Genomic DNA, 26,117 nt, shown 5'->3' on the forward strand with positions numbered 1-26,117 from the left:
GCCGACGTGGTGAGCGGGCCTCACCACGTGTGGTGAGTGACGGTCAGCGACGGCGCGGGAGCACGCCGAGGTCGTGGGCCCGGCGGACGGCGGCGCGGCGGCTGCCGACACCGAGCTTCGCGTAGATGCTCTTGGTGTGGGTCCGCACGGTGTTCAGCGAGACCGACAGCTCGCGGGCGATGTCCGGCCCGTCGAGGTCCGAGCCGAGCAGGCGCAGGACGTCGAGCTCGCGGGCGCTCAGGGGATCGACCAGCGTCGACGCCGCTGACGTGCTTCCGGCGCACGCGGCGAGGAGCCGGCGACCGAAGGCGTACGCGGGGTCGTGCTTCGGCAGCGCCCGCAGCAGCGCCGCGACCGGCGGCCCCTCGTCGGCGACGACACGGACGACGCCCTCGGGTTCCGCGAGCGCGACGGCGCGGCGCAGGGCGTCGAGCGCGGAGGGGACGTCGCCCCGGGTCTGCGCGACGAGCGCCTGCAGCACGAGGATCTCGAGCACGCTGCCCGCCCGCCCACCGTCCTCGGCGGCCGCGCGCAGCCGCGCGAGCAAGCCGGCCGCGGCGTCGTCCCGGCGGGCGAGGAGCAGCCGGGCCAGGGTGAGGTGCTCGTACTCGCGCAGATAGCTCGGATCGTCGTCGGGGGAGAGCTGCCGCTGCCGGGCCCAGGCCTCGGCGTGGCGCAGCTCGCCCCGCCGGAGGCGCAGACGGGCGCGGACCGCGGGCACGGGTGCCACCTCGGGCGAGTAGTCGCCCTCGTAGAGGTGCTCGGCCTCGTCGAGCAGCGCGAGCGCGGCGTCGGGATCCCCGCGCGCCTCGAGGAGGCGCGCCTCGACGACCCGGGAGCGGTACGGGTTCTGCGGCAGGCCGCGGTGCTCGCCCAGCCGCCGGCTCGCCTCCAGGTGCACGGCGGCCGTGGTGAGGTCGTCCCGCTCGATCAGGGCGCCGGCCAGGGCGACGTGCATGTCGGCCGCACCGCGGACCGGCGCCGCCGGGTCGGCCAGGTCGAGGGCCCACCGGTGGAGTCGCTCCGCGGCGCCCGGCCGCCCGAGTGTTCGGCGGATGTCCCCGAGGGCGACGGCGCAGCCCAGCACGTCGGCGAGGGAGCCGGCCCGGTGCAGCCCGGCGATCGCCTCCACGTAGGCGGCCTCCGCCGCGACCAGGTCGCCGCGTGTCCACGAGGCGAGCCCGCCCAGGGCGCCGGCGGCGGCCCGGGTGAGGTCGTCGGACTCCGGGGTCAGCGCGAGGGCCCGTCGCGCGTGCGCGGCCGCGGCGTCGAGGTCCGCCGACCGCAACGCGAGCGCCGCCCGGTAGACCTCGAGCCCGGCGGGCACCGAGCGGTACCCCTCCTCGTCGAGGACGACCAGGCCGGGCGGGGCCTGCGACGGCCAGGCACCGCCGCCCGGTCGCACCGAGCGCTCGACGTCGGCCAGGCGCTGCTCGACGGTGTCGAACGCGGAGGCCTGGGCGAGGACACCGACGAAGGCCATCCCGAGCACCGGGCGCACCCGCACGACCTCGTCCGGCAGCGACCGCACCCATCGCCGGAGCTCGGTCTCCCGTCGCTCGCGTCGCATTGCCGGCATCGCCCGTTCCATGAGGTCCGCGGCCCGGTCGACGTGGCCGCCGGCGAGGGCGTGGTCGACGGCGGCCGGGGTGTCGCCGTTCTCGGCGAACCAGAGGCCCGCTCGGCGGTGGAGCTCCGGCACCGTCCCCGGACGCTCGTCGACCAGGTGCGCGCGCAGGACGTCGGCGAACAGATGGTGGTAGCGGTACCACTGCCGCCGGTCGTCGAGCGGCACCAGGAACAGGTTGGCGCGCTCCAGGGCCACGAGCGTGGTCCGGCTCCCGCCGCGACCGGTGACGGCGTCGCACAGCGGGCCGGTGAGCCGCTCCAGGAGCGACGTCTCGAGCAGGAAGGCCCGGACGTCCTCCGGCTGGCGGGCCAGGACCTCCTCGACCAGGTAGTCGACGACGTAGCGGTCGTCGCCGGCGAACCCGGCGATGAACGCGCCGACGTCGTCGCGGCCTCGCATCGACAGCGCCGCCAGCTGCAGCGCGGCGATCCAGCCCTCGGCCCGCCCGTCGAGGGTGGCGACGTCGTGCTCGGACAGCGACAGCCCCATCGGTCCGTAGAGGTAGGCCGCGGACTCCTGCGGGGTGAAGCGGAGATCGGCGGCCCGCGCCTCGAGCAGCTCGCCACGCGCGCGACACCGTGCCAAGGGCAGCGGGGGATCGACCCGGGTGGCGAGCACCAGGTGCAGCCGCGGCGGGCGGTGCTCGAGGAGGAACGCGATCCCGTCGTGCACCGCCGGCGAGGTCACGAGGTGGAGGTCGTCCAGGACGAGCACCAGGTCCTGCGACATCCCGCCGAGGTCGTTCAGCACCGCCACGAGCGCGGCGTCGATCGATGCCGGCGTCGATCCCATCAGCCGCAGCGCGTCGTCGCCGACGCCCGCGGCGGCCCGCATCGCCGTGAGGGCGTAGGTCCAGAAGACCGTGGGGTCGTCGTCCCGCTCGTCCAGCGCGAGGCACGCGACCGCGGCGGTGCTCGCGGGGACCTCGGCGAGCCACTCGGCCAGCAGCGTGGACTTGCCGAACCCAGCCGGCGCCGAGACCACCGTCAAGGCCGTCCGGACCGCGCCGCCGAGCGCGCGGACCAGGCGCGGGCGGGCCACCGTCCCGGGCCGAGGGCGAGGGACGCGGTACTTGCTCTCCAGCAGCGGCCCCACCACGCCGGTCCTCCCAGGTTGCCCGGGAGCCGGTCTACACCCTGCGCGCCGCGCCGCACAGGGCGCGTGCGGCTACGCGACCGACCGGACCGTCGTCGGGCACCGCGTCGACACCCGCGTCGCCCACCGCATCGGCCATCCCGGAGCGCCCCCGAACCCGGTGCCCCGGCCCGGGGGCGCCGGCACGGCGCCCACCGGCGTCGGCTCGGGAGGTGGGCAGGGCCGGCCGTCCTCCGGGAGGTCGCCGATCAGGTCGCGCAGGTTGCCCAGCAGGCTCATGCCGCACCTCTCGCTCGGGGTGCCGGGGTCGTCGAGGGGGAGGGGTCCGCCCCCTGCTCCTCCAGGTGACCACGAGCGCTCTCCCCGTGGGCTTGCGGTGAGCTGACGATCAACCCTCGTCGTCACTCCCGGCGGCTCCCGCCGTCCCCGCCGACGTGGAGGACGTGCCCGGTGGAGGGCACGCCGCGGTCGTCGACGAGGAAGAGCATGTAGAAGCCGCTCGGGACGGTCCGGACGGACGCGGGCACGTCGACCTGGACGCCGCGGGCGGTGCGCTGCAGATCGAGGGCCACCGCACGCTGGTCGACGCTGGTGACGTGGGTCGAGCTCGCGAGGCGCAGCAGGCGGGCGCGCTGCACGCGGGCCGGCTCGGGTGTGGCGACGAGCGCGGTGTCACCGCGTTCGACCGTCTCGGGCGCCTCCGTGATCTCGGGCCGCGGCCCGCGGAAGAGGTACGGCGGCGAGTAGATCTCGAGGCGCTGCTCGAAGGTGCCCGGCACCGTGTTGTGCTCGTCGTCGAAGAGCGGATCCGAGCCGGCGGTGAGCACACGTCCGTCGGGGAGCAGGAGGCCCTCGGTGTGGTAGTTCCGGCCGACCTCCGGGGCGGCCGCCTCCGTCAGCGTGCCGCCGTCGGGACCCGGGTGATAGAGCCGCGCGAGCAGGTGGTCCGAGGCGCCCTTGCCGCGGTAGTCCCGCGACCCGTTGCTGATGAGCATGGTGTCGTCGGGCAGCGTGACGAGGTTCGGGTAGCGGGTCGGTGCCGGCAGGTCCGGTCCCGGGACGAAGTGCGGGGCGGGCTCGTCGAGGTCGACGACGTCGATGCGGGCGGTGGACCGCGGGCTCTCCCCGATCCCGCCGCCCCCGACCACGGCCATGCGCTGGTCCTGCACGGGCCCGACCCAGGCGGCGCCGGAGGTCTCGAGCAGGTCGGGATCGCGCAGCCCCGGCACCGGGGTCAGGGTGTTGTCGTTGAGGTCCCACAGGCCGGGCACGCGTCCCCGGTCGGCGGGCCCGTAGCCCGCGGTCGTGCCGGCGTAGAACATCTCGTCCGGCCGGGCGGTGGTGAAGATGCCCGGGTAGGTCGGGAAGTACTGGGTGAGGTCCTTGCGCTCGGTCCAGGTGTTCGTGACCGGGTCGAAGATCTCGGTCTGGCCGTTGAGCACCTCGCCGACGCCGTCGAGGCCGGCCGTGGCCATCACGCGCCCGTCGACCATCGGGGTCAGGGTCGGGTACCAGCGGGCGAACTCCATGTCGCCGACCCGGGTCCAGGTCTCGGCCACCGGGTCGAAGGTGAACGCCTTGTCCGTGCCCTGGTAGTCCTGCTTGTCCAGGGTCATGGGCGCGCCGAGGCCGTAGAGGTTCCGGCTCTGCTCCGGGGGCAGCCCCGCGATGGCGTACTGCTCCCGGACCGGGTTCACCGCCCCCGGGCCGGGCGTGACGGCCTCGACGAACACGGTGACCTCGCTCGCGGTCACGACGGCGCCGGTGCTGGTGGCCGTCTTCGCCGCCGGCGGCACGAGGGCGTCGCGGACGCTGCGGTAGCGCTGACCGGCGGGGGAGACGAACTCGGTGCCGGCCGGCACGGGACGGGCGACGTCGGGGTTCTCGTTCTTCACCCGCATCGCCCCGGCGGCGTGGGTGACGGCCCCGTCGAGCTTCTCGTAGCGGGCGGTTCCGCCCGCCACGAGCAGGCGGCCGTCGGGGAGCAGCGTCTGCCCGCCGCAGAACATGTCGTCCGGCACGGGGATCATCCGCGTCGAACCGTCGCGGGGGTCGTAGAGCAGGCTCTTCAGCGCCTTGGTGGCGAAGAGGTCCTCCTTGTTGCCCGAGCCCGCGATCAGCAGGACCTTGCCGCTCGGCAGCAGCGCGGCGTGGATGGCGTTGACCCGGTCCTGCGGCGGCACCTGGACGACGTCCCAGCGGCCGTGCTCCTGCATGTAGGCCGGACTGTTGATCAGCCGCTCGTGGCGCCAGCGGGCGACGTAGCCGAGCGCGGGCGGCAGGTTCACGCCCAGGAGCACGGCCACGACCAGCACGCCCCACAGCGCCGACAGGGCCCGGCGACGCGGAGTGCGCGGCACGCCTAGGACCTCCTCACGACCTCGCCCGGGCGGTCGGTCGTGCGGCGGTCGTCCATCGTCGGGCTCCTCCTGACGGGTGCGGTGCGACGAGGCGGAGCGCGGCCGCCCCCTCGACGGCCGCGCACCGCCCACGGAGGAGAACGATCGCCGCCCGCGGCGGGTGAGGGTCCGCGCCTTGCGATCGCCTGACGACGGCTCGCCGGAGTGGCGGGCGAGGCGCCTGAGCGGTCCACTGCACGACGACGGCGAGGAGAGGGGACGGAGGAGTGCGGAGCGCAGGGCCGGCTCGGCGCGGGCTGACGTGCGCCCTGTCCGCGTGCCGATCCTCGTGGACCGGGGCATGATCCCTCGTCCTGCACGCGCCGGTACCGTCCGCGGCCCGCAACGACGTACCGTTTCCGTCCGCGCCCTGATGCAGGAGGAGCCCGCTCCATGATCCGCTACCTACGCGAGCACACCAGCCCGCCCGTGTTCATCTCCTCCGCGACGATCGCGCTCGCGCTCGTCCTCTGGGGCGTGATCTCGCCGTCGTCGGTGTCCGCGGCGGGGAGTGCGGCCAACTCGTTCATCGTCACGTACTTCGGCTGGCTCTACATCTTCAGTGCCAGCGTCTTCCTGATCTTCGTCATCGTGCTCATGGCGTCGCGCTACGGGCGCATCCGGCTCGGACCGGCCGACTCGAAGCCCGAGTACGGCACGATGTCGTGGTTCGCCATGCTGTTCACCGCGGGCATGGGCATCGGGCTGGTGTACTACGCGGTCAGCGAGCCGGTGACCTACCTCCAGGAACCCCCGGTGGGTCCGGGCGGCACGCCCCAGGCCGCCCAGAACGCGATGTTCCTGACGTTCTTCCACTGGGGCCTGCACCCATGGGCCATCTACATCGTGCTCGGGCTGGCGCTCGGCTACTTCGCGTTCCGCAAGGGCCTGCCGCTGCGCCCGGCCTCGGCGCTCTACCCCCTGCTCGGCGAGCGGATCAACCAGTGGCCGGGCTTCCTGGTCGACGTCCTCGCGGTGTTCGGCACCCTGTTCGGCCTGGCCACCTCCCTGGGCCTGGGCGCCCAGCAGGTGGGGGCCGGCCTCGAGGCGCTGTTCGGCCTCACCAACACCACGACGCTGCAGGTCTTCCTGATCCTCGGCATCACCGCGATCGCGGTGGTCTCGGTCATGCTGGGGATCGACAAGGGCATCCGGAACCTGTCGCTGATCAACCTGTGGCTCGCGTTCGCGCTGATGGTGTTCGTGTTCGCGTTCGGCCCGACGCGCGACCTGCTCAACACCACGGTCACCAACGTCGGCTACTACCTGCAGAACCTGCCCGCGCAGAGCTTCCAGACCTACCCGGGCAACCCGGCGGCCCAGGAGTGGCAGGCCAGCTGGACGCTCTTCTACTGGGGCTGGTGGATCTCCTGGTCGCCGTTCGTCGGTATGTTCCTGGCCCGCATCTCCTACGGGCGCACGATCCGCTCGTTCATCGCCGGGGCGCTGTTCGCGCCCGTCGGCGCCTCGATGGTGTGGCTGACGGTCTTCGGTGACACCGCGCTGGCACTGCTGCTGCAGAACCCCACCAACCCCCTGGCCGAGGCGACCACCGACACGGGCATGTTCGTGCTGCTCCAGCAGCTCCCGGTCGCCGGGATCGTCTCGCTCATCGCGTCGGCCGTCGCGATCATCGTCGTGGTCCTCTTCTTCGCGACGTCGTCCGACTCGGGCTCCCTGGTCGTCGACATCCTCACCAACGGCGGCGACCCGAACCCCCGGTGGCAGCAGCGGCTGTTCTGGGCGGTGATGGAGGGGGTGATCGCCGCGGTCCTGCTCGGAGCCGGGGCCGCGAGCGGCGCCGATGCCCTCAGCGCGTTGCAGACCGCGTCGATCCTCGCCGGGCTGCCCTTCTGCCTCGTGCTGATCGCGATGTGTGTCGGGCTCACCAAGGCGATGTCGACGGAGCGCTTCGTGGTCCGCATGCCCTCCCAGGCCTCCCCGATGCCGGGCCTGCGGGCGGCGGCCCGCCCGGCCGGGGCGGTGTTCACCACCGCGGGCAACGGGGACCGTGAGCACACCGGCGCCGACACCTCGGACCACAACGAGCCCGCCGAGGGCTCCGGCCTGCACGAGGAGGAGGCCGTCGACCCGTCCCTCGGGGAGACCACCGTCGCCGAGTTCTCCCAGGCCCACGATTCGGCCTCGAGCCGTTCGTCGACCACGGGAGTGACGACGCGGTGATGGCCGACCCCACGGTGACGCCCACCGTGTGACGACGACGGCTGCACCGGGCAGCCTGGACGTGGGGTCGGGGCGACCAGGTCCCGACCCCACGACCCCCCGTCGCTCGAGGAGGAGCGATGAACGACGAGAACAAGCGCGCCGCGCAGCACGCGCAGGAGAACGTGCGCCGTTTGCCCGAGGACTACGACGACGAGGGGCGGCCCGCCGCCTCCCGCGCCCGCAACCACGACGCGTCGGAGGAAGGACCGGACTCGACGACGTTCTCGGACGAGGACGACCGCACGTAGCTATTGTCCCGTGCGGTAGCCCGAGCCGCGGACGGTGAGGACGAGCCCGGGGTGGCTCGGGTCGTCCTCGATCTTCCGCCGGAGCCGTCGGACGTGGACGTCGAGCATCCGCGTGTCGTCCACGTGCCGGTGCTCCCACACCCGTCGGAGGAGTTCCTCGCGGGTGACGACCCGGCCCCGGGCCGCGGCGAGCTCGAGCAGGAGCAGGAACTGCGGGTCAGGGGCACCGTGCGGCCACGGCGCCGCACGATCTCGCGCCCGGGGTCGACGGAGAGGTCACCCAGGTGCAGGAGCGGGAGGGCCTGCCGGTACCGGGACCGGCTGCCGGTCGGCATGCCCCGCGCCGGCGAGGGATCGGTGCCGGTGGTCCCGTCGGGGGCGGGGACGCGGCCGCAGAGCAACTGGCAGTCGTTGCCGGCGTCGCGCTGCGCGGACCAGAAGCGCCGTAGGAGCGCCACGAGATCGCCGGACCCGGGGTCGACGCCGGTGACGTCGACGACCGTCGGCGAGGTGACGCGGTCGGGGTTGGCCAGCAGGGCGTCCAGGTGCTCGAGATCCTCGGGCTCGACGGTCGCGGGCACCTGGACGGCGAGGCGCAGCGGCTCGCGGCTCCCGGCTCGCCCGTCGGAGCCCATCACCGCCCGCACGTGGACCCGTCGTCGCGGCGCGGGGTACGCCGTCGTCGACCCGGTCCGCGCCGCGCGCCCGCCGTCCCCGGTCGACCGGGCATCGTTCATCGTGCGCCGGCCCGGGGCGCGTCGGGCCCCGGCACCATCAGCACCGCGCACCGGGCGTTGCGGGCGACCTGCTCGGCGACCCCGTACCACCGATCGTGGACGCCGTGCCCCGGCGCGGCGATCACGAGCAACCGGGCGTGCCGCGTCGCCTCGATCAGGACCTCGGCGGGGCGGCCGGGCTCGGCCCGGCGCGCGACGGTGGCCTCCTCACCGAGGACCGCCTGCACCTCGCGGTCGACCATCTCCGTGGCCTCCCGGGCGGCATCGTCGGGCTCGGAGAGCGTCGACGGCGGGGCGTCCTCGCCCTCGGTGGACGGGTCTGTGGACGGTGGCGGGCTCTGCCACGCGGTGAGGACGTGAAGGTGCCACCCCCGCTGGTCCGCCTCGTCGGCGGCCCAGGCGAGGGCGAGCCGTGAGGCCAGGGATCCGTCGATCCCGGCGACGACGACGTCGGTGTGGTGCGCGGTGTCGGTCACGAGTCCTCCTCGGGCCGTCCTCCGGGTGGGTGTCGGTCGACCACGGCCGGGTGCTGGGTGACCCGCACCCGTCGGCTTGCCGATGGGCGCGTCCCGGTAACCCCGCCGGGCGACGGCCGGGACCGGGTCCCGATCGTCAGGTCCGCGCAAGGTTGCGGACGCCGGATGGTCGGCAACCCCGCGCCTCGGAGCAGGGAGGTCACCGACGGGCGCAGGGCCTGGCGGACATCGGGTCGAGCGAGGTGCTGGTGACGACGCCGATCGACGGCACGGCGCCCGATCAGCCGGCCGAGGGCGAGGCCGACCGGCGCGCCCGGTGGCCGTTCCTCGTCGTGCTCGGGGCACCGGCGTTCGGCACCACGTTCGCCATCACCGCCCTGACCACCTACCTGCCGACGCTGCTGGGCCGGGAGTCGGGCCCGCTCGTGACGGGCCTGGTGATCGGCGGGGAGGGGGCGGCGGGCCTGGTCCTGCCGCTGCTGGTGGGTCTGGCGAACGACCGCACCGCGCGGTCGGTGGCGCACCGGCTCTGGTTCGTCCTCGTCGCGGCCCCGCTGTGCCTGACCGGGCTGCTGCTGGTGGCGACCGACCTCAGCCGCACCGTGCTCATCGTCGGGGCCGCCGCGTACTTCATCGGGCACTTCATCTACCTGACGCCGTACGAGGCGCTCTACCCCGACCTCGTCCCGAAGGAGGTCAGCGGCCGTTCCCGGACCGCCGCGTCCTCCTGGCGGTTCGCCGGGCTGGGCGCGGCCCTGGTCGGCGGCGGCTTCCTGCTCGACCTGTGGGCGCCGGCGGTGTTCCTCGTCGCGGCGGGAGCCGTCGCGATCGGCACGGTCGCCCTCCTCGCCGGCCTCTGGTCGTCACGCGGGGAACCGCTCGTCGGGGCCGGCCCGACCTCACCGGGCGGGCTGCGGGCGGTCCTCCAGCTGGTACGTGACCGGGACGTCGCCGTCGTCCTCGGCGCCACCCTGCTCTGGAACGTCGCTCTCCAGGGCCTCAAGGCGTTCGTCGTCCTGTTCTTCACGGTCGGGCTCGGACGCAGCGCGAGCTTCGTGTCCGGGGTGGTGTTCCCCCTCGTGGCCCTCGGTCTCGTCCTCGCCGTGCCCCTGGCCGGACGGATCGCCGACACCGTCGGGCACCGGCGCGTCCTCGCCGTCGCGTCGGTGGTCTACGGAGCCGGACTCATCGGCGCCGGGCTGTCCCACAGCGCGTGGATGATCGCGCTGGTCCCGCTGCCCGCGGCGGGCGCGGGCGTGGTGATGACCCTCAACTACTCCGCGCTCATGCAGGTGCTGCCCGCCGAGCACCACGGCGGCGCCGCCGGGCTCTTCCTCCTCAGCCGCGGGGCGGGTTGCCTGATCGGGCCGCTGGCCGTCGGCGCCGCCGTGTCCGTGGCCGCGCCGCTGTTCCCCGCCACCGAGGGCTACAACGCGATGTGGTTCGTCATCGGACCGGCCGTGCTGGCCGCCGTCCCGCTGCTCCTGTGGACGCGCGGGAGCCGGTCGTGACCGGGGGCGGCACCGAGGGCGTGGGACGGGAACTCGTTCCGCGCTGGTTTCGTCGCGCCGTCGTCCTCTGCGGCGGGCTGCTGGTCATCGGTGCCGTGGTGTGGGTGCTCGGGTGGATCGCCCTGAAGCTGGCCCTGGTCACGCTGTCGGTGGCGACGGCGCTGCTCCTGGCCGCGCTGCTCTCCCCGCTCGCCCGGCTGCTCCACCGCGCGTTGCCGGCCTGGCTCGCGGCCGGCCTCAGTGTGGTGTTCCTCGTCGCCGTCGTCGGGGGCACCGGCTACCTCCTCGAGCAGCGGATCCGCGGGCAGCTCGAGAACCTCGCGTCGTCGCTGACCGCGAGCATCAACGGCATCCGTGACTGGCTGGTGACGGGGCCGCTGTCGCTGCGACCCGAGCAGGTGGACCAGGTGCGCAGCCAGATCGTCGACGCCGTCCGCGCCGCGGCACCCAGCGGCGTCGCCGCGGCGAACACGGTGATCTCGGTGCTCTCCGGGCTCCTCATCGCGCTGTTCGTCCTGTTCTTCTTCCTCAAGGACGGGGCGGGTATGTGGCGCTCGGTGGTCGCCGTCGGGCCGGCGCGGCACCGGGAGCGTCTCGAGGAGGCGGGGCGGCGTGGCTGGGAGACGCTGAGCAGGTACGTCCGCGGCGTGGTCGTCATCGCCGTGGCCGACGCCGTGCTGATCGGGATCGGCCTCTTCGTGCTCGGCGTGCCGCTCGCGCTCACGCTGAGCCTGCTCGTGTTCCTCGGGGCCTTCGTGCCCCTGATCGGCGCCACGGTCAGCGGTGCGGCCGCGGTCCTGGTGGCGCTGGTGACGCGCGGGCCCGTGATCGCCCTCCTCGTGCTCGGGATCGTGCTCGTGGTGCAGAACGTCGAGGGCAACCTCCTCCAACCGTTCGTCCAGAGCCGGGCGGTCAAGCTGCACCCCGTCGTCATCCTGCTGTCGGTCACCGCCGGCTACCTGCTCTTCGGTGTGGCGGGTGCGGTCATCGCGGTCCCGCTCGTCGCCGTCGCGCGCAGCGTCACCGAGGCCCTGCACAGCCATGGTGCTGCTCCGCAGGAGACACCGGCGCCCGAGGTGGAGCCGGACCGCGCCGAGGCGTCCGCGGCGTTGCGCGATCCACCGTGATCCGGTCTCCTGGCACCGTCCTGGTTGACGTCCCCAGCCGGTCGCACCGTGCTGGAGGAGGACCCGTGGCCGTTCGCCGCATCGCCGTCGTCGCCGTGCTGCTGGCCGGGCTGGGAGCGTGTGCCAACGGGCCCGGACCCTCCACCACGGTGCCGACGGTCGTCCCCGCGATCGACCCGGGGCCGCCGCCGATCGCGCAGGTCGTCCCGCCCGCCGCGGTCCGCGTGGACGGCGTGCACGCCTCCATCGAGTTCGTGCCGGCCTCCGAGCGCGCCCTCGACGACGACCTGATCGAGCTGAAGACCGAGGAGCCGACGCTCGGCCAGCTCCCCGGCTGGAAGGACGGCAGCGACACCGCGCACCTGCCGATCACCGAGGGTGAGCTCCTGCTCGCGGCGACGCCGCCGCGGGGACACGTGCGCACCGAGGGGATGTTCATGCTGAGCCGACAGGGCTCGAACGTGCAGTTCGAGGACCTCGAGATCGACCTCGACGCTGCCCGCGTGACCGGGACGGTCGAGGGTCGACCGATCACGGTCTTCGACCTCGACGTCTCGAGGGCCCGCGTCGAGGACCTGCCGTCGCTGCCTCCCATGGTGGTCGACGTCGACGGGCGCATGAGCGAGGAGGCGCTGCGCGAGCTGCAGGAGAAGCTCGGCGCCGGGCTCACGCCGGAGGACACCCGTGTGGGCATCGTGCTCCGCCTCCGGCCGGTCGGCTCCTAGCCCACTCCTAGGCCTGGCTGCTCACCCGCGGGGCTCGCGCGACCAGAACCCTGGGCCGACGGGCTCGATGAAGTCGTGGGGGGCGTAGAGGTAGCCCCGCTCGTCCACCGCGAGCGGCAGCTGGGGCAGGGGGCGGGCACCGGGCCCGAAGACGGCGCGGGCGTACTCGTTGGCCTGGAACTCGGTCTGGTGGCACGGGCACAGGATCCGCAGGGTGGTCTGCTCGAAGAGCGAGACGGGGCACCCCATGTGCGTGCAGATCTTCGAGTACGCGTAGAGGCCGCCGAGGTTGAAGTCCTCCTGGCCGATCTGCTCGACCACCGGCGTGCCGGGGGCGAAGCGCAGCAGGATCACCGAGCTGTCCGCGCTGCGCAGGATCTTCGAGAGCTTCTCCGGGTCCCCGCGCATGGACTCCCGGAACGGGAAGACGGTCAGCAGGCCGCCCGGGACCATGTCCTCGGGGCGCACGAGGGTCACGCTGTGCGGGTCGCCGGTGTCCATGCGCAGGTAGGTGCGCTCGCCGTCGGGGGAGTGCCACTCGGTGGTGACCAGGGGCGCCGGTCCCTCCGACCGCCACGGGTTGCGGATGAGCGAGCCGAGCGCGGTGACGGCGAGGATGCCGGCGAAGGCCGTGCCGGCCGCGAGCACGGTCCGGCGCAGGAGCTTGCTGCGTCGCAGCCCGGTCTGCTCGAGGATCTCGACGGTCCGGGCGGCGAACGTGCGCTGGGCGACCGGCGGCGACGGGCCGTCGTGACGCTGCTGGATCGCGACGTCCGGGGGAGCGACCGTCTTCGACCACTCCAGCAGCCCCATCGCCAGCGCGAGCACGGAGATCGCGAAGGTGATCCCGAGCATCGGGGTGAACCACGAGCGCAGCGTCTCCTGCGGACCGGTGCTCGTGTACTGCCAGGGCCAGAGCACGTAGACGACGACGAAGCCGATCGCGCCCAGCACGCTGAGCACGAACCATGCCGCCACGCGCCGGATGGCCCGCCGCTCGCCGGGGCCGCCCGGCTCGTGCCGCGGGCTGTCGTCGACCACCTCGACGTCGTCGAGGTGCGCGCCGAGCCGCCCGAGCTCCCGGACGTCCATCCGGTCGAGGTCACGCTCGGAGGGGGTCGATCCGTCCTCGCTCACGACTCACCTCGCAGCCGTTGCGGCGTCGGTGTCTTGGGCACGCGGGCGCCGTCGTACTCCGGGTCGTGCTCCCCGCCGTCGGCGTCGACCCCGACGAACGGCTGCTGCACCGAGCGGTAGGCCCCGTCGACCGGCCGCTCGAGGATGCCGGTGGCGATCCCGCCGGAGAGCGCCTCGCGGTCCGAGCGCTGCAGGCGCTCGCACAGGCGCCTGGTCACGAGGTAGACCAGCGGCGGCAGCACGAACACCGCCCCCCGCTCGACCCAGCGCAGGGGCTCCAGGGGGATCGACAGCACCGTGGCGGAGACGTCGTCGGTGCCGGCGAGGGTGAGCACGCCGAACAGGGCGAGGGCCATCGCCCCGATCGCGGTGCGCTGCGGGGCGTCGCGGGGACGGTCGAGCACGTTGTGCAGTTCCCGGTCGGGGTCGCGGAGGCGGTCGATCAGCGGCCACGCGAAGAGCAGCAGGATCAGCACCAGGGGGATCATGACCCCGCTGAAGAAGCCCCCGGGGATCGTGTACTCCCCGCCGACCGAGATGTCGGTCGGCGGGAACAGCTTGAGCGACCCGATCAGCCACAGCGCGTACCAGTCGGGCTGGGACCCGTTGCTCACCTGCGTCGGGTTGTAGGGACCCCAGTGGAAGATGGGGTTGATCTGCGCGACACCGGCGAGGAGCCCGAGGACGCCCGTGGTGATGAGCAGCATGGTGATGCTGTGCATGGCGAACACCGGCAGCGTCCGGTTGCCGACCACGTTCGACTCGCGGGCCCGAGGCCCCTTGAAGTGGGTGTGCTTCTGGTACCAGACCACGGCGAGGTGCACGGCGATCAGCGCGAGGAGGATCCCGGGCAGCAGGAGCACGTGCGCGATGAAGAACCGCTCGATGTAGATCTCGCCCGGGTACGCGCTCTCGAAGACCATCCAGTGCAGCCAGGTCCCGATCACCGGGATCGACAGCAGGATCCCCGAGAAGATCCGGACGCCGGTGCCCGAGAGCAGGTCGTCGAGCATCGAGTAGCCGAGGTAGCCCTCGAAGATCGCGACGACGAGCATGGCGACGCCGATGAACCAGTTGATCTCCCGGGGCGCCCGGTAGGCGCCGGTGAAGAAGATCCGGGCCATGTGCAGCATGATCGCGGCGAGGAAGATCAGCGCCGCCCAGTGGTGGAGCTGGCGCAGGAAGAGCCCCCCGTGCACGTCCACCGAGATCTGCATGACCGAGACCCACGCGCGGCTCGCCTCGAGGCCGTAGGTCGGGGCGTACGAACCCTGGTAGATCACCTCGTCCATCGAGGGCACGTAGAAGAGGGTGAGGAGGATCCCCGAGCCGAGGAGTACGACGAACGAGTAGAGCGCGAGCTCGCCCCACAGGAACGAGAAGTGCCACGGGAAGACCTTGTTGATCTGGTGGCGGGCCAGGCCGGCGAGCTGGAAACGCCGCTCGGCACCCCGGGCGGCGCCCGCGGTGAGGCTGTAGCGGCGGGGGCGGTAGCCGCGGCTGGTCATCGCGTCCTCTCCATCGGTGCAGCCGCCACCCGCTCCTCCGCCGCGACCCAGCGCAGGGTGAGCACGATGGCCACGAGTCCGATCGGCAGCATCCCGACGATCATCGCGATACCGGCGGGCTCGTCGCCTCGCACGACGAGCGCGAGCGCCGCGGTGTCGAGGACGGGGCAGGCCAGGAACAGGTAGATCGACCGGCCCGCCTCGGGCAGGCGCGTGGTGCCGCGGCCGAGCACCGGCAGCCAGAAGACGACGGCGCCGGCGAGCACGGCGGCGTGGAGGGCCAGGCCGAGGCCGGGGTCGGTCCCCGGACCCACGCCCAGCACGGTGACCGCGTGGACCACGGCGAACACCACCAGGATCCCCGCGGCACGCCACGGGTGCGGCCGGGACCACGGCTCGCGGGCCGCCGGCCGGAGCCGGTGCCCGGCGAGGACGAGCAGCGGTGCGAGGACCGAGGTGATCAGGCCCATGAGCGCCGGGCCGACGATCCCCGTGTGCATCGCGTGCCCGGTCACGTCGCCTCCCCCCGTCGACGTCGCTGCTGCGCGTGGTGGATCTCCAGCGCCCGGTCGCGGACCTCGTCGCTCGTGGGCGCCCGGTCGACCGGCACCGACCGTGGGGCCCGCAGCGCGGGGGCGCCCGAGGCGTCGGCGGCCGCCGCCGACAGCCGCTCGCCGCGGACGGCCATGATCACGGCGACGACCAGGGGGTAGGGCAGCAGCGCGAGGACCCACACCCCGTAGACCCACGCCAGGCAGAGGACGAGGACGGCCACGCCCGTGGCCCCCGCGGCCACGCTGCGGTAGGGCAGCCGGAGCTGGGGTCCGGTGCCGCGGCGGCGCAGGGTCACGAGGACCGCGACACCGTAGATCGCGACCAGCGTGGTCCCGAGGAGGTGGAGGACCACGGGCAGGGGCCCCGGGTCGTAGAAGAGGATCGCCAGGGCGAGGGCGCCGTTCAGCGTCGCCCACAGGCCCACGACGTGGGCCGGCGCCGCGCCCTTCAGCCCGGCCGCCGGGCTCATCCGGCGCTCACCGCCCGCCGCCCGAGCGCAGCCCGCCGTGCTCGGTCGGGTCGTCCCCGGTGCGCTCCTCGCCCTCCTCGCGCGCCCGCTCGTCGAGCAGCGGCGCGAAGCTCGGCACCCGCGGCAGCGGGTGCTCCCGGTCGAAGTTGGTCGGCGGGGGCGGCGAGGACGTCGCCCACTCCAGCGTGAACCCCTGCCAGGGATCGTCGCCGGCCGGCCGGCGACGGTCGCGCACGGAGGTGACGACGTTGGCGATCGTGACGATGACGCTCAGCGCGATGAGGACGGCACCGGCGCTCGCGATGACGTTGGCGGTGGTGAATCCGTCCTGGGGCAGGTAGGTCGCGATGCGCCGCGGCATGCCCTCGAGACCGAGCCAGAACATCGGCAGGAACGTCACGTTGGTGCCGATCGTCAGCAGCCAGAACTGCCATCGACCGAGGCGCTCGTCGAGCAGCAGCCCCGTCGCCTTCGGGAACCAGAAGTGGAACGCGGCGAACATCCCGAACAGCGAGCCGGCCGCCAACGTGTAGTGCCAGTGGGCCACGATGAAGTAGCTGTCGGTCACCTGGTAGTCGATCACCGGGGTCGCGACCATGATCCCGGTGAGCCCCCCGATGAGGAACTGCGGGACGAACGCGATCGCGAAGAGCATGGGGACGGTGAAGCGCAGCTGCCCGCCGATGACGGTGGCGAGGAAGCCGAAGTACTCCACCCCGGCCGGGACGAGCAGCAGGATGGAGGTCAGCGAGTAGTAGTCGTTGCTGGCCTGCCCGGTCGAGAACATGTGGTGGCCCCACACGCTCATCGAGAAGGCCGCGAAGGTCAGCAGGGAGACCACCGTGGCGCGGTAGCCGAAGAACCGCCGTCCGGAGAAGGTCGAGAGCACCTCGGCGACCACCCCGACGAACGGGAAGAACATGACGTAGACGACGGGGTGGGCGAAGAACCAGAACAGGTGCTGGTAGGCGATGTTCCAGAGGTTCTCGGTGAAGATGTTCGGGAACACGCGGCCCCACGCCAGCAGGCCCATGGCCGCCAGCAGGGACGGGAACGCCCCGATCACCATGAGGTTCGTCGCGATCGACGACCAGGTGAACACCGGCATCCGCATCAGCGTCACCGGCTTGGCGCGCTTGAGCAGCGCGGTCCACAGCACGGTGCCGGCCTGGAAGATCATGCCCAGGACCGCGATGAAGACCCCGGCGATCCAGAGGCTCTGCCCCGTGCCGGGGAGGTAGCGGGAGCTGTTCAGCGGGGGATAGGCGTACCAGCCGCCCGCGGCCGGGCCCAGGGCCGTGGCGAACCCCGCGAAGATCAGGACGGTGCCGGCGAGGTAGAGCCAGAATCCGGTCATCGCCAGGCGTGGAGCCGCCACGGCGGGCGCGCCCACCTGCAGCGGGACCAGGTAGAGGCCCAGGGCGATCGCCACCGGCGTCACGACCAGGTAGATCATCCCGGAGCCGTGGATCGTGAACAGGCCGTTGTAGAAGTCGTTGCTGACCAGGTGCTGGTCGGGCAGCGTCAGCTGCGCCCGCACGACCAGGGCGAGGACGCCGACCACGATGAACAGCACCAGTGCGGTGCCCAGCGTCAGCAGGGCGATGCGCTTGTGGTCGGTGGTCGTGAGCCACGCGGCCGCGGTCCCGCGCCGGCTCCGGGGCGGGACGTCCTCCTGCCGGTGCTCGGGCTGCTGCGCGGACTCGGTCTCCGCCGTCACACCGACGCTCCCCCGGAGGCGAGGTACTGCTGGTACTCCTGCTCCGACACCGCCCGGATGAAGAACTCCATCGTCGGGTGGTGCGTGCCGCAGAACTCGGAGCACTTGCCCAGCCACGTGCCCGCGTGGTCGAACGTGGTGGCCAGGACGTTCGTGTGGTCGGGATAGACGTCGCTCTTGAGGGCGAGGTCGGGGATCCACATCGCATGCACGACGTCGCGGGAGGTCAGGCGCAGCTCCACGGGCCTCCCGACGGGCACGACCAGGGTCGGCCGGGTGGCGGGGTCCTCCGCGCAGGCGCCGGTCACGGTCACCGGGCCGTCCCGGTGGGCGAACTCCCAGCACCACTGGAAGCCCGTGACGTCGACGGTCACGACGTCGGCCGCGGCCAGCACGGCCTCCTGGCGCTGCGCCTGACGTCCGTTCGCGTTCGCCGTCACGACCACCAGGAAGATCGCGATGCCGAGGAGGGCGACCGCGTAGCCGATCTCCAGCGGCATGTTGTCCGCCCGGGACGAGGGCGGACGTCCGGCACCGGCCCGCCGGCGCCACAGCGACACGGCGAGCAGCACGGCGATGACCGCGAAGACCACGCTCGCGATGACGATCTCGAGCAGGAAGATGTCGCGGAAGATCGGCAGGAAGGACACGCGCCTCCTCGCTTTCCGGCGTCCGGGACGTGGCCGGTTGAGGAAGGGGCTGCGGTGGTCAACCTCCGTCGGGGCGCCGAGCATCGCGCGCACCGCGGGAGAAGAGCAAGTCGGACACCCCGTCGACGAGGAGGACGGTCATGCCCACGAGGGGACAGGTCAGCCGGGCGCTGGCCGGAGGGACGGACTACGCGGCGGCGGGCCGAGCACTCGGCATCCCGGCCGGGCAGGTCTACATGATCATGACCGGCGTCCCCGCCGACGGCAGCGGGACGACGCGGGCGGGGGAGGCGCCCGAGGGGGTCCTGAAGACCGCGCAGCAGCTCGTCCACCCGCCGGCCCAGAACCCGACGACGAAGCCGGCCGTGCACCGGTGGGTCGCGCGGCGCGCCGCCGAGCTGGAGGCCGGGAGCTCCTGACGGTCGGCTGACGATCGCCGTGCGGCACGCCGGGCAGCGGTCCGTCGGTGGCGGCAGCTCCGAGCCCGGGTCTACGGTCCCCGGCGGAGCCGGTTGACCCCCTCAGCCGTCACCAGACCGGGACACATCACGGGACGGGGTGGGGTCGATGGGGGTCGGGCAGTGGTTGGCGTCGTGGCCGGTGGTCCGGCAGGTCACCCAGGGCGACCCCGGCGCCCACGGGGCGGCGGTGAAGAGCCCCGAGAGCGCCCACCTCGCGCCGCGCACCGCGGACGCGGACCGGGTGGTGAAGTCGATCTGTCCCTTCTGCGCCGTGGGCTGCGGGCAGAACATCTCGGTGAAGGACGACCGCGTCACCCAGATCGAGGGTGACCCGGACTCCCCGGTGAGCCGGGGACGGTTGTGCGCCCGCGGGTCGTCGAGCCTGCAGCTGGTGACCAACCCGCAGCGCGAGCACCGCGTGCGCTACCGGCGCCCCCACGGCACCGAGTGGGAGGACCTCGACCTCGACACCGCGATGGACATGATCGCGGACCGGGTGATCGCCTCCCGCCGCCAGGGCTGGGAGTGGGAGTCCGGCGGCTACCACGTCCGCCGCACGCTCGGGGTCGCGTCGCTGGGCGGGGCGACGCTGGACAACGAGGAGAACTACCTCATCAAGAAGCTGTTCACGGCCATGGGCGCGGTCCAGGTCGAGAACCAGGCCCGCATTTGACACTCCGCCACCGTCCCCAGTCTGGGGACCAGCCTCGGCCGCGGCGGCGCCACCACCTTCCAGCAGGACCTGCAGAACTCCGACCTGATCTTCGAGCAGGGCTCGAACATGGCCGAGTGCCACCCGGTCGGCTTCCAGTGGGTCATGGAGGCCAAGGCGCGCGGGGCGAAGGTGATCCACGTCGACCCCCGGTTCACGCGGACCAGCGCACTGGCCGACATCCACGTCCCCCTGCGCGCCGGCACCGACATCGCCTTCCTCGGCGGCCTGATCAACCACGTGCTGGCGAACGGGCACGAGTTCCGCGACTACGTCCTCTCCTACACCAACGCCGCGACCATCCTCACCGAGGAGTTCGCCGACACCGAGGACCTCGCCGGGGTGTTCTCGGGGCTCGACGCGGACGAGCGCACCTACGACTTCCACACCTGGAGCTACGAGGGCACCGAGGTGCAGGCCGCGGCCGGCCAGCGCGAGAAGATGCGCCCCGACCGGTCGGCGCCCGCGGGGGTGGCCGCCTCCGGGCGGGGCGAGGCCCACGGCTCGGGCGGGGCGCGCGTGCCGTCCGACGCCCCGCGGGACGAGACCCTGACCCACCCGCGGTGCGTCTTCCAGGTGCTCAAGCGCCACTACGCCCGCTACACCCCCGAGATGGTCGAGGAGGTCTGCGGGGTCCCGCCGGACGTCTTCGCCCAGGTCTGCGACCTCCTGGTGGCCAACTCGGGCCGGGAGCGGACCACCTCGTGGGTCTACTCGGTGGGCTGGACCCAGCACACCGTCGGGGTCCAGTACATCCGGGCGGCGGCGATCCTCCAGCTCCTGCTCGGCAACATCGGCCGGCCCGGCGGCGGCATCCTCGCCCTGCGCGGCCACGCCTCGATCCAGGGCTCGACCGACATCCCCACGCTGTTCAACCTCCTGCCCGGCTACATCCCCATGCCGCACGCTGCGAGCAACGAGGGGCTGCGGGAGTACCTCGACACCGAGTCGACCCAGAAGGGGTACTGGGCCTACGCCGACGCCTACCTGATCAGCCTGCTCAAGGCCTGGTGGGGCGGGGCGGCGAAGGCCGACAACGACTGGTGCTACGACTACCTGCCCCGGCTGACCGGCAGCCACAGCACCTTCGAGACGGTGATGGCCCAGCTCGAGGGCACCTGCACGGGCTACTTCGTGCTCGGCCAGAACCCGGCGGTCGGCACCTCCAACGCCAAGATGCAGCGCCTCGGCATGGCCAACCTCGACTGGCTCGTCGTGCGGGACTTCCAGCTCATCGAGAGCGCCACCTGGTGGTCGGACGGGCCCGAGATCGAGACCGGGGAGATGCGCACCGAGGACATCGGCACCGAGGTCTTCTTCCTGCCCGCCGCGGCGCACACCGAGAAGGACGGCAGCTTCACCAACACCCAGCGCATGCTGCAGTGGCACCACCAGGCCGTCGAGCCCGACGGGGACGCCCGCAGCGACCTGTGGTTCACCTACCACCTCGGGCGCCGCATCCGGCAGAAGCTCGCGGCCGCGCAGGAGACGGCCACTCCCGAGGACCGGGACCGGGATCGGCCCCTGCTCGACCTGACGTGGGACTACCCCACCAAGGGCCCGCTGGACGAGCCCGAGGCCGAGGCCGTGCTCGCCGAGATCAACGGGTGGGACGCGGACGGGAACCCGCTGTCGAGCTACGAGCAGCTCCAACCCGACGGCTCCACCGCCTGCGGGTGCTGGATCTACTGCGGGGTCTACGCGGACGGCGTGAACCAGGCGGCGCGGCGTCGCCCGCAGGCCGAGCAGAGCTGGGTCGCGCCGGAATGGGGCTGGGCCTGGCCGGCGAACCGGCGCATCCTCTACAACCGCGCGTCGGCCGACCCGGACGGCAAGCCCTGGAGCGAGCGCAAGGCCTACCTGTGGTGGGACGCCGAGCAGGAGAAGTGGACGGGGCACGACATCCCCGACTTCCCGCCGACCAAGGCCCCGGGCTACACCGCACCGGAGGGCGCCCGCGGCAAGGACGCCCTCGCCGGCGACGACCCGTTCATCATGCAGGCCGACGGCAAGGGCTGGCTCTACGTCCCGACCGGGCTGCTCGACGGGCCGCTGCCGACGCACTACGAGCCCCAGGAATCGCCGGTGACCAACGCGCTGTACTCCCAGCAGCGCAACCCGGTGCGCCAGATCAGCGCGTTCGTCCACCCCGCCGACCGCTTCGCGCCCAGCGGGCACGAGCCGGGGGCCGACGTCTTCCCGTTCGCGCTCGGGACGTACCGGATCGCCGAGCACCACACCGCCGGCGGCATGAGCCGCTGGTCGCCGTACCTCGCCGAGCTGGCCCCGGAGCTGTTCTGCGAGGTGTCCCCCGAGCTCGCCCGGCTCCGCGGCCTCGAGCACGGCGGCTGGGCGACGATCGCGACCGCGCGCGGCGTCATCGAGACCCGCGTGCTGGTGACCGAGCGGATGGCCCCGTTCCGGATGGCCGGACGCACCACGTACCAGGTGGGTCTGCCCTACCACTGGGGCCACGGCGGGCCGGCGCCCGGCGACGCGGTCAACGAGCTGACCCACATGGCGCTCGACCCGAACTCCCACATCATGGAGACCAAGGCCCTGACCTGCGACATCCGGCCCGGCCGCCGCCCTCGCGGGGCGGCCCGGCTCGACCTCCTGCGCGACTACCAGCGCCGCGCGGGCATCACCGCCGAGACCGGGACGGAGGTCTCCGGATGACGATCCACCCCCTTCCCGATCCCGTGGTCGCGAGCGGCTGGACCGATGCGCCCCCGCGGATGGGGTTCTTCACCGACACGAGCGTCTGCATCGGGTGCAAGGCCTGCGAGGTGGCGTGCAAGGAGTGGAACGCCATCCCCGCCCGCGGCACGGAGGGCTCCTCGGATCTCGCCCAGGACTTCACGGCGATGTCGATGGACAACAGCATGGGCCTCGGCGCCGACACGTGGCGGCACGTCGCGTTCATCGAGCAGCGCAAGCCCCTCGGGATCCAGGAGCCGGGACAGTTCCACGGTGACGACCCCTCCGGGAGCGACGTGCTCGCCCTCGCCGCGCAGGGCTCGGGCACCCCACCCTCCGAGGCCGGGATGACGCCGACGACGCCCGGGCCGGCCGGGGAGTTCCGGTGGCTCATGGCCTCCGACGTCTGCAAGCACTGCACCCACGCCGCCTGCCTGGACGTCTGCCCGACGGGATCGCTGTTCCGGACCGAGTTCGGCACCGTCGTGGTGCAGGAGGACATCTGCAACGGGTGCGGCTACTGCGTGCCCGCCTGCCCCTACGGCGTCATCGACCAGCGCCCCGAGGACGGCCGGGCCTGGAAGTGCACGCTGTGCTACGACCGGATCTCGGTCGGCGCCGAGCCGGCGTGCGCGAAGGCGTGCCCCACCGACTCCATCCAGTTCGGCCCGCTCGACGAGCTGCGGGCCCGCGCCGACGCCCGCCTGGCGTCGATGCACGAGAACGGGGTCACCGACGCGCGGCTCTACGGCCGCGACCCCGACGACGGGGTGGGCGGCGACGGCGCGTTCTTCCTGCTGCTCGACGAGCCCGAGGTCTACGGGCTGCCGCCCGACCCGGTCGACACGACCCGGGACCTGGCGTCGATGTGGCGCCACGCGGCGACCGCCGCCGTCACCGTGCTCGCCGGGATCGCGGTCACGTTCGCCGGTGGATCGGGACGGAGGTCGCGCCGATGAGCACGTCGGACGTCACCCGCGACGGTCTGCGGGGCGCGCACCCCGAACGCGAGGCCACGACCGGGGTGGCCACCGGGCGGCGCGGACGCCGGCGGGGGGAGCAGCCGCGCGTCGAGGCCGGGGCGGGCAGCTCGTACTACGGGCTCCCGGTGCTCAACCAGGTGACGTGGGAGACGACCGACATCGGCGGCTACCTCTACCTCGGCGGGCTCGCCGGCGCGTCGTCCGTCCTCGCCGCCGGCGCGGAGCTGACCGACCGGCCGGTGCTCGCACGGGCCACGCGGGCGAGCGCACTCGGCGCCGTCGGGCTCTCGCTGGTCGCGCTGATCCACGATCTCGGGCGCCCCGAGCGGTTCCTGCACATGCTGCGGGTGGCCAAACCGTCCTCGCCGATGAACGTCGGTTCCTGGCTGCTCACGGTGTACGGACCCGTGGCCGGCGTCGCCGCGGCGGCGGACATCGCCGGTGTCCTGCCGCGGACCCGGCGGGCCGCCACCCTCGCCGCCGCCGCCCTCGGCCCGGCCGTGGCCTCGTACACCGCCGTCCTCATCAGCGACACCGCCGTCCCCGCCTGGCACGACGGGTACCGCGAGATGCCGTACCTGTTCGTCGGCTCGGGTGCGACCGCGGCGGCCGGTCTCGGCATGATCGCGGCCCCGCCCTACGAGGCCGGGCCCGCGCGCCGGACCGCTCTGGTCGGCGCCGTCCTCGAGGTCGGCGCGGGGCGGTTGATGCAGCGCCGGCTGGGGATGGTGGCCGAGCCCTACGAGCACGGCCGCTCCGGCGCGCTGGTCCGTGCCGGGGAGATCGGCACCACCGTGTCGGCGCTCGCGGCGCAGGTCGTCGACCGTGTTCCGGGGGGACGGGGCCGCGCGGCCGCCGTGGCGTGCGGCGCGGCGCTGATGGTGTCGTCGGCGCTGACCCGTTTCGGGATCTTCCTCGCCGGCAAGGCGTCGGCCGCGGACCCCCGCTACACCGTGGAGCCGCAGCGCCGGCGCCTGACCGAGCGCCGGGTCGAGCGCGGCGACGGGAGCGGCGCCGAGGGGGCCGGCGGATGACCCCGGACGAGGGAGTGCGCCCGGGACGCGGCCGGGCGCGCCGCCGGTTCCGGACGGCGCTCACCCTGGCGGTGATGCTCGTCCTGATGGGTGGGGCCTACGCGTGGGTCATGCCCGAACCGGTGGCGCGCGCCCAGGACCCGGCCCTCGTCCGTGAGGGTGAGCAGCTCTACGAGGGTTCCTGCATCACCTGCCACGGTGCCGACCTGCGTGGCATCCCGGGTCGCGCTCCCAGCATCGTCGGCGCGGGCGCGTCCGCCGCGTTCTTCCAGCTCTCCACCGGGCGGATGCCCCTGGCCCAGCAGGACGGCCAGGCCCAACGCAAGGCCCCGCGGTTCACACCGCAGCAGATCGACGCGCTCATGGCCTACGTGCAGGTCCACGGCGGCGGTCCGGTGCCCCCGGAGGAGCGCGGCGCCGCGCTCGTGGGCGAGGATGCGTCCCGAGGGGGCCACCTCTTCCGGCTCAACTGCGCGCAGTGCCACAACTTCACCGGTCGTGGCGGAGCGCTCTCGCAGGGGAAGTTCGCCCCGCCCCTGGACAACGCGAGCCCGGAGCAGGTCTACACCGCCATGCAGAGCGGTCCCGGCGCGATGCCGGTGTTCGCCGACACCATGCTCACCGCCGGGGAGAAGCGCGACATCATCGCCTACGTCCTCGCGGTCCGCGGTGTCGGCGAGAACAGCCCCGGAGGACAGCGGCTCGGCGGCTTCGGCCCGGTGTCCGAGGGCTTCGTCGCCTTCGCGGTCGGGATGGCCGCGCTGGTGGGCTTCACGCTCTGGGTCGGCTCCCGCCGGTGACCCGACCTGAGGTGGGGGCGGACGGGCACACCGCGAGCCCGTCGCCGGATGCGGAGCAGGAGCAGGGCCGGCGCCGTGTCGTCGGGGTCCTCGCCGACCCCGACCGTCCGGCCGAGCTCGCGCGCTCCCTCGCCGGCGACGGACGGCTGGCCCGCAGGCTCGGGCAGCAACTCGCGGAGCTCGAGCCCTCGGTGGACTGGGACGTCCAGGTGCGGGTCAACGCGCTGGCCGAGCAGCTCGGCGACCTGCCCGACGTGTTCGACGCGGCCGACCGCCGTCGTCGCGCGGAGGAGTGGGACTGGGTCGTCTACCTCACCGACCTGCCGGTACGTACCGCGGGCAGCACGGTCGTGGCCGACGTCGACACCGATCTGGGGGTGGCCGCCCTGTCCCTGCCGGCGCTCGGGGGGATCGCGCTGCACCGGCGGGTCACCGCGGTCATGGTCCGCCTCGTCGCCCGGCTCACCGGCACAGCGGCCCACGCCCAGGGCGACCCGGACTCGGGGCTCCGGCGCGTCCGGCGGGCGGCATCGATGCTCTCCGCCCCGGTGCAGCCCACGGACGCGCCGAGCCGTGACGTCGAGCAGCGCCTGACCGTGCCCGGGTGGCGCGGGCGCATGCGCCTTCTCGCCGGCATGCTCCGCGCCAACCACCCCGGACAGCTCCTCGTCGGGATGGCGACGGCGTTCGCCGCGACCACCGCGGCCAGCGCCTTCATGATCTTCAACTCCTCGACGTGGCGGATCGCCACCAGTGCCGGTCTGGTGCGCCTCGGGCCGGCGGTCCTCGCGGGGATGGTGCTGCTCGTCGCGTGGATCGTGGTACGCCACGGGCTGTGGGAGGGCCGCCACGATCAGCCCGACCGGGAGCTGCGGAGGCTCTACAACCTCGCCACCCTGGCCACCGTCGGCCAGGGTGTCGTCGCCCTCGCGACGGCGACGTTCCTGGTCGACCTGGGCGCCGTGCTGCTCCTGATCACCCCCGAGGCGCTGTCGGCGACGTTGGAGCGGCCGCCGATCGTCACCGACTGGTTCGCGATCGCGACCCTCGCCACGGTCGCGGCGACGCTGGCCGGCGCCCTCGGCGTCGGGCTGCAGCGCGAGCAGGACGTGCGCAACGCCGCCTACGGCTACCGCCAGCGCGAGCATCAGCGGCTGGCCCGTGACGCGCAGGGTTGATCCAGTCGATCGTGGCGTCTTCACGGCACGCAGGTC

Annotated in this window: 22 protein-coding genes; 11 read left to right on the forward strand and 11 right to left on the reverse strand. The window is 73.4% G+C overall.

The window, feature by feature from the left end; genetic code table 11:
* Window positions 1-43: 43 nt before the first annotated feature.
* From C8D89_RS19960 to glxA, 3 genes are all read right to left on the reverse strand, one after another.
* Window positions 44-2,728: a winged helix-turn-helix domain-containing protein gene (locus C8D89_RS19960; protein ID WP_116709884.1), complete on the reverse strand. Its 2,685-nt coding sequence runs from the start codon at window positions 2,726-2,728 to the stop codon at window positions 44-46.
* A gap of 69 nt (window positions 2,729-2,797) precedes the next feature.
* Complete coding sequence (locus tag C8D89_RS19965; protein WP_116709885.1) at window positions 2,798-3,004, reverse strand: hypothetical protein; 207 nt, start codon at window positions 3,002-3,004, stop codon at window positions 2,798-2,800.
* A 122-nt stretch (window positions 3,005-3,126) separates the two neighbouring features.
* On the reverse strand, window positions 3,127-5,085 hold the full coding sequence (gene glxA / locus C8D89_RS19970; RefSeq protein WP_243418257.1) for a radical copper oxidase GlxA: 1,959 nt from the start codon (window positions 5,083-5,085) through the stop codon (window positions 3,127-3,129).
* Between the two features lie 432 nt (window positions 5,086-5,517).
* Here glxA and C8D89_RS19975 point away from each other — a divergent pair, with 432 nt between their 5' ends.
* Together C8D89_RS19975 and C8D89_RS29415 are read left to right on the forward strand one after the other, a co-directional pair.
* Window positions 5,518-7,308 (forward strand): BCCT family transporter, encoded by a 1,791-nt coding sequence (locus C8D89_RS19975; protein WP_207787331.1) that lies wholly within the window; start codon window positions 5,518-5,520, stop codon window positions 7,306-7,308.
* 119 nt (window positions 7,309-7,427) lie between these two features.
* Window positions 7,428-7,598, forward strand: a complete 171-nt coding sequence (locus C8D89_RS29415; RefSeq protein ID WP_165825821.1) for a hypothetical protein — start codon at window positions 7,428-7,430, stop codon at window positions 7,596-7,598.
* Here the strand turns inward: C8D89_RS29415 and C8D89_RS30435 are convergent, their stop codons facing one another.
* Both C8D89_RS30435 and C8D89_RS29420 read right to left on the reverse strand, forming a co-directional pair.
* On the reverse strand, window positions 7,599-7,805 hold the full coding sequence (locus C8D89_RS30435; protein WP_341477330.1) for a winged helix-turn-helix domain-containing protein: 207 nt from the start codon (window positions 7,803-7,805) through the stop codon (window positions 7,599-7,601).
* Window positions 7,806-8,331: 526 nt separating this feature from the next.
* On the reverse strand, window positions 8,332-8,811 hold the full coding sequence (locus tag C8D89_RS29420) for a universal stress protein (protein WP_165825822.1): 480 nt from the start codon (window positions 8,809-8,811) through the stop codon (window positions 8,332-8,334).
* A gap of 248 nt (window positions 8,812-9,059) precedes the next feature.
* Here C8D89_RS29420 and C8D89_RS19990 point away from each other — a divergent pair, with 248 nt between their 5' ends.
* The 3 genes from C8D89_RS19990 (at window position 9,060) to C8D89_RS20000 (ending at window position 12,174) form a co-directional block, all read left to right on the forward strand.
* On the forward strand, window positions 9,060-10,322 hold the full coding sequence (locus tag C8D89_RS19990; RefSeq protein ID WP_116709888.1) for an MFS transporter: 1,263 nt from the start codon (window positions 9,060-9,062) through the stop codon (window positions 10,320-10,322).
* The gene (locus C8D89_RS19995) at window positions 10,319-11,449 is read left to right on the forward strand and encodes an AI-2E family transporter (protein WP_165825823.1); all 1,131 of its coding nucleotides are present in this window, start codon (window positions 10,319-10,321) and stop codon (window positions 11,447-11,449) included. The genes C8D89_RS19990 and C8D89_RS19995 overlap by 4 nt, the downstream gene beginning before the upstream one ends.
* Before the next feature lie 65 nt (window positions 11,450-11,514).
* On the forward strand, window positions 11,515-12,174 hold the full coding sequence (locus C8D89_RS20000) for a hypothetical protein (RefSeq protein ID WP_116709890.1): 660 nt from the start codon (window positions 11,515-11,517) through the stop codon (window positions 12,172-12,174).
* Between the two features lie 21 nt (window positions 12,175-12,195).
* On the opposite strand, the gene qcrA is transcribed toward C8D89_RS20000, so the two are convergent.
* The 6 genes from qcrA to C8D89_RS20030 are packed head-to-tail and all read right to left on the reverse strand — an operon-like array spanning window position 12,196 to window position 18,213.
* Window positions 12,196-13,311 (reverse strand): cytochrome bc1 complex Rieske iron-sulfur subunit, encoded by a 1,116-nt coding sequence (qcrA, locus tag C8D89_RS20005; protein ID WP_243418258.1) that lies wholly within the window; start codon window positions 13,309-13,311, stop codon window positions 12,196-12,198.
* On the reverse strand, window positions 13,308-14,819 hold the full coding sequence (qcrB, locus tag C8D89_RS20010) for a cytochrome bc1 complex cytochrome b subunit (RefSeq protein ID WP_116709891.1): 1,512 nt from the start codon (window positions 14,817-14,819) through the stop codon (window positions 13,308-13,310). Before qcrB ends, qcrA begins: the two co-directional genes overlap by 4 nt.
* Complete coding sequence (locus C8D89_RS29860; RefSeq protein WP_243418259.1) at window positions 14,816-15,334, reverse strand: hypothetical protein; 519 nt, start codon at window positions 15,332-15,334, stop codon at window positions 14,816-14,818. Before C8D89_RS29860 ends, qcrB begins: the two co-directional genes overlap by 4 nt.
* On the reverse strand, window positions 15,331-15,843 hold the full coding sequence (locus C8D89_RS20020) for a hypothetical protein (protein WP_116709892.1): 513 nt from the start codon (window positions 15,841-15,843) through the stop codon (window positions 15,331-15,333). Before C8D89_RS20020 ends, C8D89_RS29860 begins: the two co-directional genes overlap by 4 nt.
* Before the next feature lie 7 nt (window positions 15,844-15,850).
* Window positions 15,851-17,563: a cytochrome c oxidase subunit I gene (locus C8D89_RS20025; RefSeq protein WP_116709893.1), complete on the reverse strand. Its 1,713-nt coding sequence runs from the start codon at window positions 17,561-17,563 to the stop codon at window positions 15,851-15,853.
* Complete coding sequence (locus C8D89_RS20030; RefSeq protein ID WP_116709894.1) at window positions 17,560-18,213, reverse strand: cytochrome c oxidase subunit II; 654 nt, start codon at window positions 18,211-18,213, stop codon at window positions 17,560-17,562. Before C8D89_RS20030 ends, C8D89_RS20025 begins: the two co-directional genes overlap by 4 nt.
* 140 nt (window positions 18,214-18,353) lie before the next feature.
* Here C8D89_RS20030 and C8D89_RS20035 point away from each other — a divergent pair, with 140 nt between their 5' ends.
* The 6 genes from C8D89_RS20035 (at window position 18,354) to C8D89_RS20065 (ending at window position 26,081) form a co-directional block, all read left to right on the forward strand.
* Window positions 18,354-18,632: a hypothetical protein gene (locus tag C8D89_RS20035; RefSeq protein ID WP_116709895.1), complete on the forward strand. Its 279-nt coding sequence runs from the start codon at window positions 18,354-18,356 to the stop codon at window positions 18,630-18,632.
* A gap of 148 nt (window positions 18,633-18,780) precedes the next feature.
* Window positions 18,781-22,065, forward strand: coding sequence for a formate dehydrogenase (gene fdh, locus C8D89_RS20045; protein WP_243418260.1), 3,285 nt, complete (start codon window positions 18,781-18,783; stop codon window positions 22,063-22,065).
* On the forward strand, window positions 22,062-23,045 hold the full coding sequence (locus C8D89_RS20050) for a 4Fe-4S dicluster domain-containing protein (protein ID WP_116709897.1): 984 nt from the start codon (window positions 22,062-22,064) through the stop codon (window positions 23,043-23,045). The genes fdh and C8D89_RS20050 overlap by 4 nt, the downstream gene beginning before the upstream one ends.
* Complete coding sequence (nrfD, locus tag C8D89_RS20055) at window positions 23,042-24,103, forward strand: NrfD/PsrC family molybdoenzyme membrane anchor subunit (RefSeq protein ID WP_116709898.1); 1,062 nt, start codon at window positions 23,042-23,044, stop codon at window positions 24,101-24,103. The genes C8D89_RS20050 and nrfD overlap by 4 nt, the downstream gene beginning before the upstream one ends.
* A complete protein-coding gene (qcrC, locus tag C8D89_RS20060; protein ID WP_116709899.1) occupies window positions 24,100-24,903 on the forward strand; it encodes a cytochrome bc1 complex diheme cytochrome c subunit in 804 nt (267 codons plus the stop codon). Before nrfD ends, qcrC begins: the two co-directional genes overlap by 4 nt.
* Window positions 24,900-26,081, forward strand: a complete 1,182-nt coding sequence (locus tag C8D89_RS20065) for a hypothetical protein (RefSeq protein ID WP_133251985.1) — start codon at window positions 24,900-24,902, stop codon at window positions 26,079-26,081. The genes qcrC and C8D89_RS20065 overlap by 4 nt, the downstream gene beginning before the upstream one ends.
* Window positions 26,082-26,117: the final 36 nt, after the last annotated feature.

The organism is Actinomycetospora cinnamomea, from assembly GCF_003096675.1.
In the GTDB taxonomy this organism is placed as follows: Bacteria; Actinomycetota; Actinomycetes; order Mycobacteriales; family Pseudonocardiaceae; genus Actinomycetospora; species Actinomycetospora cinnamomea.

What these genes read in the sequence shown, in the direction of transcription:
- C8D89_RS20050 (WP_116709897.1), top strand. Translation starts at nt 22,062, where the DNA reads ATGACGATCCACCCCCTTCCCGATCCCGTGGTCGCGAGCGGCTGGACC.
- C8D89_RS19975 (WP_207787331.1), top strand. Translation starts at nt 5,518, where the DNA reads ATGATCCGCTACCTACGCGAGCACACCAGCCCGCCCGTGTTCATCTCC.
- qcrC (WP_116709899.1), top strand. Translation starts at nt 24,100, where the DNA reads ATGACCCCGGACGAGGGAGTGCGCCCGGGACGCGGCCGGGCGCGCCGC.
- C8D89_RS29415 (WP_165825821.1), top strand. Translation starts at nt 7,428, where the DNA reads ATGAACGACGAGAACAAGCGCGCCGCGCAGCACGCGCAGGAGAACGTG.
- C8D89_RS20020 (WP_116709892.1), bottom strand. Translation starts at nt 15,843, where the DNA reads ATGAGCCCGGCGGCCGGGCTGAAGGGCGCGGCGCCGGCCCACGTCGTG.
- qcrB (WP_116709891.1), bottom strand. Translation starts at nt 14,819, where the DNA reads ATGACCAGCCGCGGCTACCGCCCCCGCCGCTACAGCCTCACCGCGGGC.
- C8D89_RS20035 (WP_116709895.1), top strand. Translation starts at nt 18,354, where the DNA reads ATGCCCACGAGGGGACAGGTCAGCCGGGCGCTGGCCGGAGGGACGGAC.
- C8D89_RS19965 (WP_116709885.1), bottom strand. Translation starts at nt 3,004, where the DNA reads ATGAGCCTGCTGGGCAACCTGCGCGACCTGATCGGCGACCTCCCGGAG.
- nrfD (WP_116709898.1), top strand. Translation starts at nt 23,042, where the DNA reads ATGAGCACGTCGGACGTCACCCGCGACGGTCTGCGGGGCGCGCACCCC.